This is a genomic window from Halomarina rubra (assembly GCF_023699475.1).
In the GTDB taxonomy this organism is placed as follows: domain Archaea; phylum Halobacteriota; class Halobacteria; order Halobacteriales; family Haloarculaceae; genus Halomarina; species Halomarina rubra.
Window position 1 is genome coordinate 402844 of the sequence record NZ_JALXFV010000002.1, and the last position, 16398, is coordinate 419241.

The window sequence follows — 16398 nt, forward strand, 5'->3', positions numbered from 1 at the left end:
GCGAGTAGACACCACCGATGCCCGACATCGACCTGACGCTGCTCGACCGCGGTCGCGTCCACGCCGACACGAACTTCGTCGTCGACGGCGCCGCCGTCGCGACGGCCTCCGACCAGGACCCGGAGCACGACTACGCCGAGTTCGTCGTCTGGAACATGGTCATCGACACGCCCGAGATGACCGTCCTCTGGGACACCGGCTCCCATCCGGAAGCGGGCGACGGCTACTGGCCCGAGCCGCTGTACGAGGCGTTCGCGCACGTCGACGCCGCCGCCCACCCGCTCGACGGCGACCTCGACGACGCGGGCTACGACCTCGGAGACATCGACGCCGTCGTGATGAGCCACCTCCACCTCGACCACGCCGGGGGCCTGAAGGAGTTCGCGGGCACCGAAGTCCCCGTCTACGTCCACCGCGAGGAGTTGCCGTTCGCGTACTACTCCGCGAAGACGACGGAGGGCTCCATCGCGTACTTCGCGCCGGACTTCGACCACGACCTGAACTGGCAGGTTGTCCACGGCGACCGCTCGGAACTCGTCCCGGGCGTCGAGTTGCTCCACCTCCCGGGGCACACGCCGGGACTCATGGGGGCGCTCATCAGACGCGACGCCGGTAACGTCCTCCTCGTCGGCGACGAGGCGTACGTCGACGCGAACTACGAGGACGGGCAGTCGATGGGTGCGGGCCTGCTGTGGTCGACCCGTGACTGGCGCTCCAGCCTCTCGTACGCACGCGACCTCGAACGACGTCACGACGCGACGGTGCTGCTCGGCCACGACCTCGACCGGTTCGAGCGGGTCCGCGAGGAGCTGTAGGGCTCGCTCGCGTGGCCGGTGGTCTCGACAGTCGGTACAGTCTTGCCACCCGAGTCGTAGTCGCTACGCATGACCGACGAGACGCCAATCGGGGCGAAACGCGCGAGTCGGAGCATCGGGCGCATCCCGTTCGGGTCGGCGACGCTCGACGGCCGGTTCGACGGGATTCCCGCGGGGAGCGCCGTGTTGCTCGTGGGCGCACCCGACGCCGGGACCGACGCCTACGCCCACACGCACGCCGCACAGCTGATGACCGCGCGGTACCACCCCGGACTCTACGGCGGTCGCGTCTCCGACCCCGCGGTCCTCCCCGACGAGGTTCACTACGTCACGCTCGACCGTTCTCGCCGGCACCTCCTCCACGAGATGGACGCCGTGTTGGGTCCCCGTCGGTTCAACACGCTCACCGAGCACCTGCACGTCGAGGACTTCTCGGAGGCGTTCCTCGACCTCACGCCGATGCCGGCGGCGCTCCGCCGAGCGGGTCGCCCCGACGAAACTGCCGTCCGAAACGGCGACCGACGGCCGGGGGCGACCGCGGCCGAGCATCGACCGGCGTCGTTCGACGAACTGCTGGACGCGGTCGCCGACTACGTCGCGAGCGTCGGCGACGGGAACATGGTCGTGTTCGACTCGCTGACGGCGCTCAACGGCGCGACGGCGTTCGGACTCTCGCAGGCGGACGTCGCCGGCTTCCTCGCCGGTCTCCAGAGCGCCGCCGAGTCCTGGGACGGGGTGGTGTCGGTGCTCCACCACGCCCGCCCCGAGACCGTCCGAGCCGACGAGATCGTCAACACCGCGCTCCACGGCTGTCTGTACTTCTACACCAACGACAGCGGGACGACCGCCCAGAAGACGATGCGTATCGGCGAGTTCGGCGGCGCACTCAGCCGTCGGCGGCAGGTCGTCTACGACACGCAGGTGACGGAGTCGGGGTTCGTCGTCAGCAGCAACCGGCGGGTCTGACCCGTCGAGAACGGGTCGCGCTCAGGGGTCGCTGCCGCCGTCGGTCTGGATGAGCCCGTACGTCGACGTGAGGTGGTCGACGATCCAGTCGACCGTGCTCGGGTCGTACGTCCAGAAGCCGTAGAACTCGCGGTCGCCGCGCTCCTCGGCCAGCAGGGCGCACTTGTTGGAGTCGACGCCCGCGCCGTCGTAGACGACGAACCACGACTTCGCGATCTCCTCGGCGCGTTCTGCGTGGATCACGAAACCGTCGTGGCTCGGGAGTTCGGTGTCGGGGTAGCCGTAGGCGTGGACGCTCAGGTTCTCCTTGCTCCCGAGCTGTTCGTAGACGTCCATCTGGGAGTCGATGATGGAGACGTTCTGGAACCCAGAGTGGATCTCCCCGGCCCCGATTCGCCAGGCACGGTCCTCGATCTCCCGTGAGGCCGACACCATCTGCTCGATGTCGTAGGAGGTGAACATCGTCTCGTCGAGGTGGTCGAGAATCGTGGTCCGTGCGCCCTCGAAGTGTGGTTCGGTGTCGCGGCGTGGGTTGAGCACCTCCTCGAGGCCGACGGCGGTGAGGAACTCGTCGTCCTTGCTGAGGACGACGTACTCGCGTGGTCCGTCGGTCGCGTCGGCCGCTTCGACGGTGAGGTTGCGGTCCGCGAAGCGCTCGCGGAGGTCTGCGGCGGCGTCGCTGTCGGCGTTGAACACGGTCAACGTCATCTCGTGGGCTTCGACGCCGGAAATCAGTTCTGTGAGCGACATCTCCGGTATACCCGCACCACGCCACGGCCGGATATATGCCTTTACCCGACCTGTGACGGGCCGGCGAGAACGTGACGCCGGGTCGTCAGCATCGTCGCGGCAGAGCGACCCACGTCGACCGGTGGGTCGCCGAACGACAACAAACGTTCGTGTAGGATTCGCCTGCCATCCGCCGGCCTCGTGGTCACTCGGGGTTAGCGTTCGAAACCATCATAATCAATGTGTGCTAACACATGATAAACGCTTTAGTCGGGAGCGAGAGTTTTCAGGGTAGGGCCTTCGGGCCACACCCACTATGACTGCAAACGAACTGGTCTGGCGAATCGCCGGTGGCTCCGGTGACGGCATCGATTCGACCAGCCAGAACTTCGCCAAGGCGCTGATGCGTTCGGGGCTCTCTGTCTTTACGCATCGCCACTATCCGTCGCGGATTCGCGGCGGTCACACCTACGTAGAGATTCGAGCGGCCCCCGAGGAAGTGAAATCACGAGGGGACGGCTACAACTGCCTCCTCGCGCTCGGTGACTCGTTCGCTCGTAACCCGCAGGACGAAGCCTACTACGGCAACGAGGAGGTCAAACCGCTGACCGAGAACCTCGACGACCTGCGCGAGGGCGGCGTCATCGTCTACGACGAGGGCCTGCTCGACGACGACGACGTCGAGGACCTCGACGAGCGTGCCGAAGAGGAGGGCTGGCACGTCTACCCCGTCGACCTGCGCGGCCTCGCTCGCGAACACGGTCGCGAGGTCATGCGCAACACCGCCGGCGTCGGCGTCACCTGCGCGCTCATCGACATGGACCTCGACCCCATCGAGGAGCTGATGAGCGAGCGCATGTCCGGGGACATCCTCGAACAGAACATCGACATCCTGAACATGGCGTACGAGCAGACCGCCGAGAAGGAGTTCACCCACGACCTGACGGTTCCCGAGGGGAGCCACGACGAGGACCAGGTCCTCGTCTCCGGGTCGACGGGAATCGCCTACGGCGCGCTCGACGAGGGCTGTCGCTTCATCGCGGGCTACCCGATGACGCCGTGGACGGACGTCTACACCATCATGACCCAGAACCTGCCGGCCATGGGCGGCATCTCCGAGCAGGTCGAAGACGAGATCGCGGCCGCGGCGCTGGCGATGGGCGCGTCCCACGCCGGCGTCAAGGCCATGTCCGGGTCCTCCGGTGGTGGGTTCGCCCTGATGAGCGAACCGCTCGGCCTCGCCGAGATGAACGAGACGCCTATCGTGCTCGTCGAGTCGATGCGTGCCGGTCCGTCGACCGGGATGCCGACGAAACCCGAGCAGGCCGACCTCGAACACGTCCTGTACACGAGTCAGGGCGACTCCAACCGCGTCGTCTTCGCGCCGGGCACGCCGACCGAGGCGTACGACCAGACGCGCAAGGCGTTCGAGATCGCGTACAACTACCAGATTCCGAGCATCGTCATCTACGACCAGAAGCTCTCGGGTGAACTCGTCAACGTCGACGAGTCCTTCTTCGACCGCGAGCCGAACCCGTCGTTGGGTGCGACGCTCACCGAAGACGAGATCGAGGAGGCCGCCCACCACGCCTCCGGGAAGTTCCAGCGCTACCTGCACGACCCCGAGAACGGGGTCAGCCCGCGGACGATTCCGGGCCAGAAGGGTGGCCGCTTCCTCGCCTCGGGGAACGAACACACCCCCGAGGGGCACATCAGCGAGGACCCCGCGAACCGCGTCGCACAGATGGCGCGCCGCGAGCGCAAACTGAACGCGATTCGCGCGGACCTCGACGGCCGCGAGCAGTCGAACCAGACCGCTCACGGCGAGGAGGACGCCGAGTACGGCATCCTCACGTGGGGGAGTCAGCAGGGCACCGTCGAGGAGGCCGTCGACCGACTCAACGAGAACGGTCACAGCGTGAAGTCGCTGGGCGTCTCCGACATGATGCCGTACCCAGAAGACGAGGTCATCGAGTTCCTCGAGAGCGTCGACCAGGCGCTCGTCGTCGAGATGAACGCCTCCGCACAGTTCCGCGGGCTCACCCAGAAGGAACTGGGTCGCTACGGCGAGAAGATGACGAGCCTGCTGAAGTACAACGGCAACCCGTTCGAACCCCACGAGATCGTCGAGGGGTTCGAGACGAGTATCAACGGCGGGGACCTCGACAGCGAGACGACCAAGTTCGTCCCCGCGGCAGGTGACTAATCATGAGCGCATTCTCAGCAATCGGCGAGGAACGAGACGTCGACCAGAACGAGTACACCCCCGGTATCGAACCGCAGGCGACGTGGTGTCCGGGCTGTGGTGACTTCGGCGTCCTCAAGGCGCTGAAGGGCGCGATGGCCGACCTCGGGAAGGACCCCGAGGAGATCATGCTCGTCACGGGCATCGGCTGCTCGGGGAAGCTCTCGAGCTACTTCGAGTCCTACGGCTACCACTCCATCCACGGTCGGTCGCTGCCCGTCGCTCGGGCGGCGAAACTCGCGAACCCCGACCTCGAAGTCGTCGCCGCGGGTGGCGACGGCGACGGGTACGGTATCGGCGGGAACCACTTCATGCACACCGCCCGCGAGAACCACGACATGACCTACATCGTGTTCAACAACGAGATCTTCGGCCTCACGAAGGGCCAGACCTCGCCGACGAGCCCGAAGGGTCACGAGTCGAAGACCCAGCCGGCCGGGTCCGCGAAGGACCCCATCCGGCCACTGTCGCTGGCGCTGACCTCTGGGGCGTCGTTCATCGCGCGCACCGCCGCGGTCAACCCCAACCAGGCCAAGGAGATCATCAAGGAGGCCATCGACCACGACGGCTTCTCGCACATCGACTTCCTGACGCAGTGTCCGACGTGGAACAAGGACGCCCGCCAGTACGTCCCGTACACGGACATCCAGGAGTCCGAGGACCACGACTTCGACATCTCCAACCGCCGCGAGGCGGGCGAGGCGATGTACGAGGCCGAGTCCGCCCTCTACGAGGGTGAGGTCCTGACGGGTCGGTTCTACAAGGAGGAGAACCGCCACTCCTACGGCCAGGAGAAGCGTTCGCTCGGCGAGATGCCCGAGGAACCGCTCGCAGAGCGGTACTTCGACGACTCCTACGAGTGGGAGCGGTCGTACGACCTGCTCGACGCCCACAAGTAACCCGGCCCGAACGAACCACTTTTTCGACGCGACCCGACCGGTCAGCGGCGCGTCTGGCGATGTGTGTGACGTCGGCGAGCGGTCGATTCCGTCGCAGCAACATCTCCTCCCGTCACCTCTGTGGCGTTTTACGGTTCGCAAGGTATTTTTTCACGGACGCAAAAACCCCTTTCATGAGTGCGGACACCACCGAGGATCGCATCCTCTCCGTTCTTGAGGAGGACGCGCAGGCCTCCTACGCCGAGATCGCGAACCGGGCGGGGGTGTCGAAACCGACGGTGCGAAAGTACATCGACAAACTGGAGTCCGACGGTGTCATCGTCGGCTACTCCGCCGACATCGACCCGAAGAAGCTGACCAGCAAGTCCATCGCCATGGTCGGCATCGACGTCGCCAGCGAGCGCTACGTCGAGGCGACCCGTGCCCTCCGTGACCTCGACGAGGTGGAGTCGCTGTACTCCTCGTCGGGCGACCACATGCTGATGGCCGAGGTTCGAGGCACCGACGGCAACGCCGTCGGCGACGTCATCTCCGAACGCATCCTCACCATCGACGGTGTCACCGCCGCCCACCCCTCGTTCCTCCAGGAGCGGTTGAAGTAGTCGCCTCTCCGGACAGTCGCCCGTCGCTGTCGTTCGCCGCTGTCGTCGTCGTTAAACGAGCGCCCGCCGTACGTCGTGGCATGCCTACGTACCGTCGTCAGACCCGCGTCCGCGCGCCGTTCGAGGAGGTCTGGGAGTTCCACTCTGGCATCGGCGGCCTGGAGGCGTTGACGCCGGCGTTCATGAACCTCCGCGTGGACGAGGTGGTCGGCCCCGACGGCGAGCGAGACCCCGGCGTGCTAGCGGCGGGGAGTCGTGTCCACGCGTCAGTCCGCCCGTTCGGCGTCGGCCCGCGCCAGCGCTGGGTGTCGGTCATCGTCGACCGCGAGGAGACCGAGGGGTCGGCGTACTTCGTCGACGAGATGGAGGAGGGACCGTTCCCGTTCTGGCGACACACGCACTCTTTCTACGCCGACGGCGAGGAGACCGTCGTCGAGGACAGCGTCGAGTACGAACTCCCCGTCGTCGGGACGGTGGGGCCGCTGGGCGACGTCGGGTTCGAACCGATGTTCAGGTACCGCCACCGGAAGACGCGGGAGCTGTTGGAGGGGTGAGGAAAGGTCGATCGTCCGGAACAGTTTTGATATGTTGAAAGTACCGTTTGGCAATGAGAAGCAGTGTCCTCCTCGTCGGACTCGTCGTCGCGTCGCTGGTCGTCTCGGGTGTCGCCGTCGGCGCGCCGGATGGGACCGTCGACGACGGGGCAGGGTCCACGACTGCCGTCACGGAGACGCGAACGTACGACCGAACGCCCGGACGGTCCGAACACGTCCGACTGACGCTCGACTACGACCTTCCAGCCGACGTCGACGCGTTCACCGTCTCCCTCCCGCACGAGACGACCGTCGTCGCCGCGACCGGGTTCGAGCGGGTCGTCGACGACTACCGCGACCGCTGGCGGACGACCGCCGGCGACGCTCGTCTGGTCCTCGACGTCGCGCTCCGAGACGACAGCTACGAACACAGCACGTTCGTCGAGAGCGACGACTGGGCCGTCGCGAACACCCGGTTCTTCTACGACGTCGAGGGAGCCACGACGACCGTCCGGACTGAGTCGCGCTTCCTGAGCGGGTCGGGCACTGTCGTCGGTGGCGTCACCGTCCTCGGTGCGTACGACCGGGTCTCCTGGGAGATGGAGGGCCGTGAGTACCGTGCGGTCGTTCCAGGTGGGGACACGGCGGCAGCCCAGGAGGCCCGCTCGCTGCTCACCGACGCGGAGGCGCTGCTCGCGACCGGCGGTGAGGCACCCACGGAGTTCGTCTTCGTCCCGGCCGACGGGGCTGGGGTCTACATCGTCGACGTCGTGGCGGCCCAAGTCGGCGACGACGCCTCGGACACCGCTGACACGGACCTCCTCTACGCGTACGTCTCCGGGTCCGAACGGTTCCGGACCGCCGACGGGATGGACTGGTTCCATCCGGCGGTTTCGACGTACTACCAGCACGGACTGCGACACCACCTCGGCGAGGAGTCGGACGAGACGTTCCGAGAGAGCGTCCAGACGACCCAGCGAGAGGTCGACCGCTACCGACCGAAACCCACCGTCGACCAACCGGGGATGGCGGGCGGGAAGCCCCTCCACGTCGTCGCCGCGCTCGACGCGGAGATTCGCGGGCGGACCGACGGCACTCGGACGCTCCAGGACGTCGTGTGGGTCCTCAACGGTCAGGACAGCACAGTCGACTACGCGGACTTCGCCGACGCCGTCGAGCGCGTCGCCGGCGAGTCGATGGACGGGTGGCTCGACCGGTACGTCCGTCACGAGAACATGCCGGCGCTCCCGAGCGGCGACTGGCACACTCCACCCGAGAACGGCGACGGCGACGGGGACGGCGTCAGCGACGAGACGGAGAAAGCGGGGTTCGCCGACCCGTTCGTCGCCGACACAGACGGCGATGGCCTGCTGGACGAGACGGAGTACGACCTCGGAACCGACCCGCGGGACCTCGACTCGGACGGCGACCTGTTCGCCGACGGCGAGGAACAGGAGGCGGGAACCGACCCGCTCGCAGCGGACACCGACGGTGACGGTCTCGACGACTGGAGTGAGGTCGACGGTGAGAGCGACCCGCTCCTCGAAGACACCGACGGCGACGGTCTGACCGATCAGGAGGAACGGCGTCTCGGTACGGACGCAACGGAGCGCGACACCGACGGGGACGGCCTGCTGGACGCCGTCGAACTGGTCTTCGGGACCGACCCGACGGACCCTGACTCGGACGGGGACGGCACCGTCGACGGTGCCGTACTCGGCATCGACGGCTGACCCGCCTCTCGATCAGTCCGAGTCCTCGATTTCGACCGTCGTGGCCTCGTCCTCGTCTTCGTCTGCCACCGCTTCCATCACCGTCTCCTCGCCGAGGTGGGCTTCGAGTAGCGCGACGTTCTTCTGGTTGGCCTTGAACACCGCGTCGAACAGGTCGCCGAGCAGCGGAATCGCGCCGAACAGGAAGTCGACGACGACGTTGACCGTCATGCGTGCGACCGTCGCCTTCGGTGCGCCCAGGCGGGCGGCTTCGAGGACGATGTACGACGAGGCGACGGCCGTGACGGCGTCACCCGCGACGGGTAACACGCCGACGATGCTGTCGAGACCGACGCGTCGGTCGGTCCCGGGGACGGGAATCGCCTCGTCGAGCAGGTCGGCGACGAACTGACAGCGTTCGAGCGTCTCCGCGGCATCGAGTGGTGCCATCGCTCAACCGTACCCGCGGGCGACTGATAACGCCGCGGCCGGCAGAGCGCAACCAGTATACCTCGTCTCTGCGGAGAGGGTGGCGTGTCGACGTCCCTCCGTTCCGACGCACCGGTCGTCTCGCCGACGGTCGCCCTCGGCGTGGCGGTCCTCGCCGTTTCGACGAGCGCCATCCTCGTCGACCTCTCCGGTGCGCCGAGTCTCGTCAAGGCGTTCTACCGCGTCGCGTTCACGCTGGCGCTGGTCGCGCCGCTCGCCGTCGCTCGCCACCCCCGCGCGTTCGGTCGCCTCTCGACGCGAGACCTGCTGGGTGCGACGTTGGCGGGCACCGCACTCGCCGTCCACTTCGGGACGTGGTTCGAGAGCCTCCGGTGGACGAGCGTCGCCGCGAGCGTCACCCTCGTCCAGGCCCAACCGGTGTTCGTCGCGCTCGGAGCCTTCCTCGTCCTCGACGAGCGGTTCTCGCGCCGGATGGCCGCCGGCATCGCCGTCGCGCTCGCTGGGATGGTCGTCATGTCCGCCGGCGAGTTCCTCTCGGGGGCGGCCGTCGCCGGTGCGCGACCGCTGTACGGCGACGCGCTGGCGCTCGTCGGCGCGGTGACCGCCGCGGTGTACGTCCTGGCCGGGCGTTCACTACGCCAGCGCGTCCCGCTGCTCCCGTACGTCACCGTCGTCTACGCGGTCTGTGCGGTCGTGTTGCTCGGTCTCGTCGTCGGAGCGGGCCACCCGCTCGGTGGCTACCCGCGCGAGGAGTGGCTGTTGTTCGCCGCGATGGCGCTCGGCCCCGGCCTGTTCGGTCACACCGTGTTGAACTGGGCGCTCGGCCACGTCGAGTCCTCGGTCGTGAGCGTCTCGCTGCTCGGCGAACCCGTCGGGAGCACGCTGCTGGCGGTCGTCGTGCTCGCGGAGTTCCCGACGGCGGCGACGGTCGGCGGCGGCGCGGTGGTGCTCGCGGGTATCTACCTCACAGCGAGCGACCGACGGGCGACGACCGACGCGGCGACCACAGAACAGGCCACGACGGAGTAGCCCGCGACTCAGCCGACGATGATGTCGTCGAACTCCTCCCCTTCCTCGTCTTCGGCGTCGTCGCCCGTCTGGGCGGCCTCGCTGGCCTCCTCGACGCGCTCGACGGCGGCCGCCACCTCCGCCTGTGAGGCGCTGGCCGACCGGGCGTCGGCCCCGGCCGCGGACTCCGCCGACGAAGAGGCCGCGGTGGCTGCCGGTTCGGCGTCACCGCCTCCGGTGGCCGACGCGGAGGCGTCCGCGAGCCGCTGGAGGCGGTCGGGCAGGTCCGCGACCGCTCGCTCGGCCGCACGGTGCCCCTCACAACCGGTGAGTTCCTCCAGCGTGTGGATGCGCTGTTGGACCTCGACGTACTCGTCGAGGAGCGTCCGTAGCTCCCGTTCGAGTTCCCCCACCTGCGCTTCGAGCGCCTCGGCACGACCCATTTGGCAGAAGTTCGTTCCCGATGTCTTATAAGTTTACGTCAGACATCCCCACACGATAGCCCCCGCTCTCCTCGACTCTCAGCCCCCGACCGCCGTCGCCGCGTTTATACACCGACCCGTCGAAGCGCGCGCCATGGCAAAACTCGCCGCCCTCGACGGTGACGAACCGCGCGCAATCGATACCCACGCTCACCAACCGACCGCCGAGTTCCTCGAGGACGCCGGCGGCGAGATGATGCAGGACGCCGCCACCAAGTTCGGCACGTCCATCGAGACCTGGGACTACGACGCGATGCGCGAGGAGTACCACGAGGCGGGCATCGCCAAGACCGTCATGCTCGGCTGGGACGCCGAGACGAACACCGGCAACCCGCCGGTCCCCAACGACTACGTCGCGGAGGTTCGGGACGACTACGACGACTTCATCGTCGGGTTCGGCAGCGTCGACCCGCTGAAAGACGACTGCGTACAGGAGGCCGTCCGCTGCGTCGAGGACCTCGGCCTCTCGGGGTTCAAGTTCCAGCAGATCGCCCAGGGGTTCGACCCGAGCGACGAGCGCCACGACCACCTCTGGAACACCATCGAGGACCTCGGCGTCCCCTGTGTGTTCCACGGCGGGAACTCGACGCTCGGGGCCGGGACGCCCGGCGGTCGCGGCCTGAAGATCAAGTACGGTAACCCGATGCTCCTCGACGACGTGGCCGCCGAACACCCCGAAATGGACATCCTCATCGCCCACCCCGCGTTCCCGTGGGAGAAACAGCAACTCGCCATCTGCCAGCAGAAGGGCAACGTCTACATGGACCTCTCGGGGTGGATGCCGAAGTACATCGACGAACAGGTGCTCCAGTACGCCGGCAGCGTCCTCAAGGACAAGGTGATGTTCGGTACCGACTACCCGATGATTCGCCCGCAGCGCTGGCTGGACCAGATGGCCGAGTACACCGACTTCTCCGAGGAGGTCCAGCGTAAGATCCTCTGGGAGAACGCCGAGGAGTTCCTGGGGCTGTAAGGGACGCCGCTAAGAGATAGCTCTAGAGCACTCGGAACGCGCGAATCGTGTCCCGGTTGGTCGGCTCACAGACGACCTCCGCCAGTCCGAGGTCGGTGAACACCTGGTTCCAGTTCCGGTGGTACAGCGGGAAGTCGTCGTTGACGATGCTGACCTCGTGTTCGCCCCGGCCCCGTTCGGGGCTGTTGCCCTCGTTCTCGGCGGTGACGAGCAGACCGTCGGTGACCCGAATGAGCTCCTCGAACACCCACTCGTCGTCGGGGTGGATGTGCTGGAGCGTCTCGACGGAGTACACCACGTCGAACGTGTCGTCGTCGAACTCCGGCAGCAGGTCCTCGATGGCTCCGACGTGGAACGTTCCGGTCTCGGCGAGTCGTGGGAACTGCTCGGCCATCACGTCGAACGACTCGTCGTTGATGTCGACGCCGGTCAGGTTCTCGTAGCCCGCTTTCCGGAGGTGTTCGAGGTGACGGCCGGAGCTACAGCCGACTTCGAGGACGGCCGCGTCCTCGTCGAGGTAGTAGTCGAACACGTCAACGAGCGTCTCGCTCACCTCGTTCGTCCCGATGTGGGCGTAGTACGTGGGCGAGAACTCCCCCGAGCGCTCGGCCCACCCACGATGGTTCTCGTCGGGGTCCATACGCCCCGTCCTCACCCGAGGGAGTTAAGCGCCGGCTTGTCCGGTCGCCGTCGCCGCCGCCGACGGCCCCTCCACAACGGCTTTGCCGTCGCCGCGTTCCCATCGAGCATGCCCGACCCTGACCTGATTCGCGAGAAGGTCGCCCAGGCCCAGCGCGCCTGCGAGGCGACCGACACCGACCTGTGGCTGACGTTCTGCCGGGAGACCGGCGACAGCCCCGACCCCTCGCTCCCGCTCGTCCTCGGCTTCGACGTCGTGTGGGCGACGATGGTCGCCGTCCCCCGCGAGGGCGAGTCGACGGTCGTTCTCGGTCGCCACGACGCCCCGACCGCCCGCGACCTGGGCGTCCACGAGGTCGTCGGCTACGACGAGTCCATCGAGGGAGCGTTCCACGACCTCCTGGAGCGCGTCGACCCCGACACTATCGCGGTGAACTACGACGAGGCTGACCCGGTCGCGGACGGTCTCACTCACGGCCTGTTCCGCAAACTGGAGTCGCTCCTCGACGGGACGGGCTACGAGGACACGCTCGTCAGCGCCAGCGACATCGTGCGACGCGTCCGGGGTCGGAAGTCACCGGCCGAGCGCGAGTGGATGACCCGCGCCGCCGAGACGAGCGAGGCGTTCCTGGCGGACGCCATCGCCCACTGGACGCCCGAGACGACCGAACGCGAGTTCGCCGCGTTCGTCCACGACCGGATGCGCGAGGAGGGCCTGGACAGCGCGTGGGCGTGGGAGTACTGCCCGACGGTCCACATGGGCGGCGCGAGCGAGGTCGGCCACACCACCGCGGGCGACCTGACGCTCCCGCCCGGCGAGGTGCTCCACGTCGACTTCGGCGTGAAGGTCGAGGGCTACGCCGCCGATATACAACGCCTCTACTACCGCCCGAGCGACGCCTACCCGGAGCCACCGGCCGACCTCGTCGACGCTCACGCCGACGTCCGGGCCGCCATCGACGCCGCGTTCGACGCGCTCGAACCGGGGGCGCTCGGCCACGCCGTCGACGCCGCGGCACGCGCCGAACTCACCGACCGCGGGTGGCCCGAGTACGCCCACGCGACGGGGCACGGCGTCGGCCGGTTCGCCCACGACGGCGGGACTCTGCTGGGGCCGCGGTGGGACCGTTACGGCGATGCCCCCGACGGCGCGGTCCGCGCGGGGGAGGTGTACACCCTCGAACTCGGCGTCGAGACCGAGTGGGGCTACCTGGGCCAGGAGGACCTCGCGCTCGTCACCGAGGACGGCGCGGAGTGGTTCCACCCGCCCCAGACCGCGTTGCGCGTACTCGACTGAGACACGGCGAGTCCGACACGAACCGACCGAGGCGGGGCGACCGTCGCACGCAGGTTTCGCCACCATCGCCAGAACGTTGAGGAGGGTCCGCGCAGAGGTGAGGGTATGTTGGAGGCGTTCTCACTGGAAGGGTCGGTCGCGGTCGTGACGGGCGGCAGTCGGGGTATCGGCGAGGCGACCGCGGTCGCGATGGCCGAGGCCGGCGCAGACGTCGCCGTCGTCGCCCGGAGTGCCGACGCACTGGACGACACCGTCGAGCGAATCGAAGCGACCGGAGCGACGGGCATCGCGCGCGAGGTGGACGTGACCGACGACGACGCGGTCGCCGGACTCGTCGACTCCGTCGCCGAGGAGTTGGGACCGGTCGACGTCCTCGTCAACAACGCCGGGACGAACCCGTACTTCGGCGACTCCCGAAAGCTCGACGTCGAGACGTTCGAGCACATCGCGGACGTGAACACCACCGGCGCGTTCCGCTGTACGCGGGCGTTCGCTCGGCACGTCACCGACAACGAGAACACGGGCGTCGTCGTCAACGTCGCCAGCGTCGGGGGCGTCGTCGGCCTCCCGTACCAGGCCCCCTACACCGCCTCGAAGCACGCGATGGTCGGACTGACCAAGAGCCTCGCCGTCGAGTGGGCGCCCGACATCCGGGTGAACGCGCTCGCGCCGGGGTACGTCAAGACCGAGTTCACGAAGGGCGTCCGCGAGAACGAGAGCATCCGCGAGGACCTGCTCGACGACATCCCCACCGACCGCTTCGCCGACCCCGAGGAGATCGCCTACGCGGCGGTCTACCTCGCCAGCGACGCCGCCGCCTACGCGACCGGCGAGGTCCACGTCGTCGACGGCGGGATGGCCGCGCGCTGAACCGGGCCATCACACTCCCTGGGACGCGACTTAGCGTTCGGCGTCGCTCGGGTCGTCGCCGTCTCCGGTGTCACCTGCCTCCACCGTCGCTGCCGCCGCCGTCGCTACCGTCCCCACCGTCGTTCGAGCGTCGCCACGTCTCGACGACGTCGGCGATGGTCTCGTCGTCGCCGATGGGGCCGACCCGGTCGTCGACGCCCGCCCTGACGAGCAGTCGTCTGGCCGCCGGCGAGACCCCGGCGAGTCCGAGCGCCACGTCCGCGTCTGCGAGGTCCTCGTGGAGGTCTCCGAGCATCTCGGCGGCACCGACGTCGACCGTCGGCGACGTCGAGAGGTCGACGACGACGAGCGACGGTGGTGGGTCGCGAGCACGCACCCGCCCGACCAGTTCCTTGCGGACCGGTTCGGCGTTGGCGTAGAACAACTCGGCGTCGACGCGGTAGACCAGCACGCCCGACTCCTCGGTCGTCTCGGGGTGGCGGTGGCGGTCGACGTAGTGCGTCGTGCCGGGCACCCGGCCGAGCGTCTCGGTCTGGGGGTCGCTGATGCGCGCGACAGTGACGAGCAGCGAGGCCGCGACGCCGAGGAACACCCCCCACAGGAGGCCGACGACGAGCACCCCGACGAGGACGACGGCCGCGACGGCGAACTCGGCTCTGCTCACGGCGTAGAGACGTCGCAGCGCCGGCACGTCGACGAGCCCCTTCACCGCGACGATGACGACGGCGGCGAGGATGGCCTCGGGGAGCGTCGTGAACACGCTCGTCAGGAACAGCAAGACGAGCACGAGCAACCCGGCGACGACGAAGTTGACGAGCTGGGTCCGCCCGCCGACGGCGTCGTTGAGCGCCGACCGGGACATGCTCCCGCCGACGGCGAACCCGCCGCCGACCCCCGCCGCGAGGTTGGCCACGCCCGTCGCCAGCAGCTCCTGGTTCGAGTCGGCCCGATAGTCGTGCTCGCGGGCGAACGTCTCGACGGCGCTGATGCCCTGGACGTACGACAGCAAGAACAGCGCCACGGCCGCCGGGAGCAGCGTCCCGACCGCCGTCACCGACAGCGCCGGAACGGTGAGTGAGGGCAGACCGCTCGGAATCTCGCCGACGACGGCGACGCCTCGTGCCTGGAGGTCCGTCACCTGCATCGCGACGATGGCGAGGCCGACGACGACCAGCGCGTTCGGTGCTCGCGGGAAGAACCGCTCGCCGACGACGAACAGCGCGACGCCCGCCAGCCCAACGGCCGCCGTCGCCGCGCTCAGCGCGTCGAGGTGGGTCGCGACGAACCAGAGCCGTTCGTAGAACTCCCCGGTCGCCCCCTCGATGCCGAGCAACGGTCCCAGCTGTGTCGACATGATGTACAGCGCCGCGCCCGCCGAGAACCCCGTCAGCACCGACCCCGAGATGAAGTTGACGAGGAAGCCCAGACGCAACAGCCAGGCGACGAGGGCGACGACGCCGACCAGCACCGTCGTCGTCGCGACCAGCGCGGCGTACCCGCTCGCACCGCCGGTCGCGACGGCACCGACGCTCCCCGCCAGCAGGATGGCGAGCGCCGAGGTCGGCCCCACCACGACCTGCCGGGAGGTGCCGAACAGCGCGTACGCCAGCACCGCCAACAGTGCCGCGTACAGCCCCGTCTGCGGTGGCATCCCGGCGAGCGTCGCGTACGCCATGCTCTCGGGGATGACCGACGCCGTCACCGTGAGTCCCGCGACGACGTCGAGTCTGAGCCACGACCGACGGTACCGGGGGAGCCACTCGACGACCGGCAGCACCGCTCGTGGTTCCTCGACCCACTTACCGAGACGTCCCGTCGCCATGGCCGTGTCTCACGCTCTCGTTCCTGTTGGCGAGGTACCACGATAAACTCGACTTGCGGTCCCGAAGACGGTCAGTCGGGTGGAACGGTCGGAGGGCAGCGCCCCGAGAACGACACCGTTCGCCGTCGCTCGAAGGTCGGTAACAGGAAAGTGCTCCGACGGGGATTCGAACTCACTCGCGGCGAAGTCGCTCGTTGCTCGAATCCCGTCTCTGATTCGATAAATCGAGCCGTTCACCGTCGCTCACGACTCGACTTCGGTAGAATGCTCCGACGGGGATTCGAACCCCGGTCATCACCGTGAGAGGGTGATATGATTGGCCGGACTACACCATCAGAGCAGTCCTCGTCTGCAAT

General features: G+C 68.1%; 16 protein-coding genes and 1 tRNA gene. 11 read left to right on the forward strand and 6 right to left on the reverse strand.

Annotated elements, in window-relative coordinates:
- Window positions 1-17: 17 nt before the first annotated feature.
- Window positions 18-815 carry an N-acyl homoserine lactonase family protein gene (locus tag M1L36_RS03330; RefSeq protein WP_250872290.1) on the forward strand — a complete coding sequence of 266 codons (798 nt, stop codon included), beginning with the start codon at window positions 18-20 and terminating at the stop codon, window positions 813-815.
- Window positions 816-884: 69 nt separating this feature from the next.
- Window positions 885-1781 carry an RAD55 family ATPase gene (locus M1L36_RS03335; protein WP_250872291.1) on the forward strand — a complete coding sequence of 299 codons (897 nt, stop codon included), beginning with the start codon at window positions 885-887 and terminating at the stop codon, window positions 1779-1781.
- A gap of 21 nt (window positions 1782-1802) precedes the next feature.
- Here M1L36_RS03335 and M1L36_RS03340 read toward each other — a convergent pair whose 3' ends face one another.
- Complete coding sequence (locus M1L36_RS03340; protein ID WP_250872292.1) at window positions 1803-2531, reverse strand: DICT sensory domain-containing protein; 729 nt, start codon at window positions 2529-2531, stop codon at window positions 1803-1805.
- Between the two features lie 295 nt (window positions 2532-2826).
- Here M1L36_RS03340 and M1L36_RS03345 point away from each other — a divergent pair, with 295 nt between their 5' ends.
- From M1L36_RS03345 to M1L36_RS03365, 5 genes are all read left to right on the forward strand, one after another.
- The gene (locus M1L36_RS03345; protein WP_250872293.1) at window positions 2827-4716 is read left to right on the forward strand and encodes a 2-oxoacid:acceptor oxidoreductase subunit alpha; all 1890 of its coding nucleotides are present in this window, start codon (window positions 2827-2829) and stop codon (window positions 4714-4716) included.
- Between the two features lie 2 nt (window positions 4717-4718).
- Window positions 4719-5654: a thiamine pyrophosphate-dependent enzyme gene (locus M1L36_RS03350; protein WP_250872294.1), complete on the forward strand. Its 936-nt coding sequence runs from the start codon at window positions 4719-4721 to the stop codon at window positions 5652-5654.
- A 173-nt stretch (window positions 5655-5827) separates the two neighbouring features.
- Window positions 5828-6256: an HTH-type transcriptional regulator LrpA1 gene (gene lrpA1 / locus M1L36_RS03355; protein WP_250872295.1), complete on the forward strand. Its 429-nt coding sequence runs from the start codon at window positions 5828-5830 to the stop codon at window positions 6254-6256.
- An 80-nt stretch (window positions 6257-6336) separates the two neighbouring features.
- Window positions 6337-6810, forward strand: coding sequence for an SRPBCC family protein (locus M1L36_RS03360; protein WP_250872296.1), 474 nt, complete (start codon window positions 6337-6339; stop codon window positions 6808-6810).
- Window positions 6811-6863: 53 nt separating this feature from the next.
- The gene (locus M1L36_RS03365; protein ID WP_250872297.1) at window positions 6864-8522 is read left to right on the forward strand and encodes a hypothetical protein; all 1659 of its coding nucleotides are present in this window, start codon (window positions 6864-6866) and stop codon (window positions 8520-8522) included.
- A 12-nt stretch (window positions 8523-8534) separates the two neighbouring features.
- Here M1L36_RS03365 and M1L36_RS03370 read toward each other — a convergent pair whose 3' ends face one another.
- The gene (locus tag M1L36_RS03370; RefSeq protein WP_250872298.1) at window positions 8535-8951 is read right to left on the reverse strand and encodes a DUF4112 domain-containing protein; all 417 of its coding nucleotides are present in this window, start codon (window positions 8949-8951) and stop codon (window positions 8535-8537) included.
- Between the two features lie 84 nt (window positions 8952-9035).
- Here M1L36_RS03370 and M1L36_RS03375 point away from each other — a divergent pair, with 84 nt between their 5' ends.
- A complete protein-coding gene (locus M1L36_RS03375; RefSeq protein ID WP_250872299.1) occupies window positions 9036-9980 on the forward strand; it encodes a DMT family transporter in 945 nt (314 codons plus the stop codon).
- 8 nt (window positions 9981-9988) lie between these two features.
- Here the strand turns inward: M1L36_RS03375 and M1L36_RS03380 are convergent, their stop codons facing one another.
- Entirely contained in the window at window positions 9989-10402 is a 414-nt protein-coding gene (locus M1L36_RS03380; protein ID WP_250872300.1) for a DUF7518 family protein, read from the reverse strand.
- A 133-nt stretch (window positions 10403-10535) separates the two neighbouring features.
- On the opposite strand from M1L36_RS03380, the gene M1L36_RS03385 reads away from it, so the two are divergent.
- A complete protein-coding gene (locus M1L36_RS03385) occupies window positions 10536-11414 on the forward strand; it encodes an amidohydrolase family protein (protein ID WP_250872301.1) in 879 nt (292 codons plus the stop codon).
- Window positions 11415-11436: 22 nt separating this feature from the next.
- Here M1L36_RS03385 and M1L36_RS03390 read toward each other — a convergent pair whose 3' ends face one another.
- The gene (locus tag M1L36_RS03390) at window positions 11437-12054 is read right to left on the reverse strand and encodes a class I SAM-dependent methyltransferase (protein WP_250872302.1); all 618 of its coding nucleotides are present in this window, start codon (window positions 12052-12054) and stop codon (window positions 11437-11439) included.
- 108 nt (window positions 12055-12162) lie between these two features.
- Between M1L36_RS03390 and M1L36_RS03395 the strand changes: the two genes are divergently transcribed.
- A complete protein-coding gene (locus M1L36_RS03395) occupies window positions 12163-13350 on the forward strand; it encodes a M24 family metallopeptidase (RefSeq protein WP_250872303.1) in 1188 nt (395 codons plus the stop codon).
- A gap of 105 nt (window positions 13351-13455) precedes the next feature.
- Window positions 13456-14220 (forward strand): SDR family NAD(P)-dependent oxidoreductase, encoded by a 765-nt coding sequence (locus M1L36_RS03400; RefSeq protein ID WP_250872304.1) that lies wholly within the window; start codon window positions 13456-13458, stop codon window positions 14218-14220.
- A gap of 70 nt (window positions 14221-14290) precedes the next feature.
- On the opposite strand, the gene M1L36_RS03405 is transcribed toward M1L36_RS03400, so the two are convergent.
- Window positions 14291-16042, reverse strand: a complete 1752-nt coding sequence (locus M1L36_RS03405; protein ID WP_250872305.1) for a SulP family inorganic anion transporter — start codon at window positions 16040-16042, stop codon at window positions 14291-14293.
- A gap of 265 nt (window positions 16043-16307) precedes the next feature.
- Window positions 16308-16382, reverse strand: a tRNA-Glu gene (locus tag M1L36_RS03410).
- Window positions 16383-16398 lie beyond the last annotated feature (16 nt).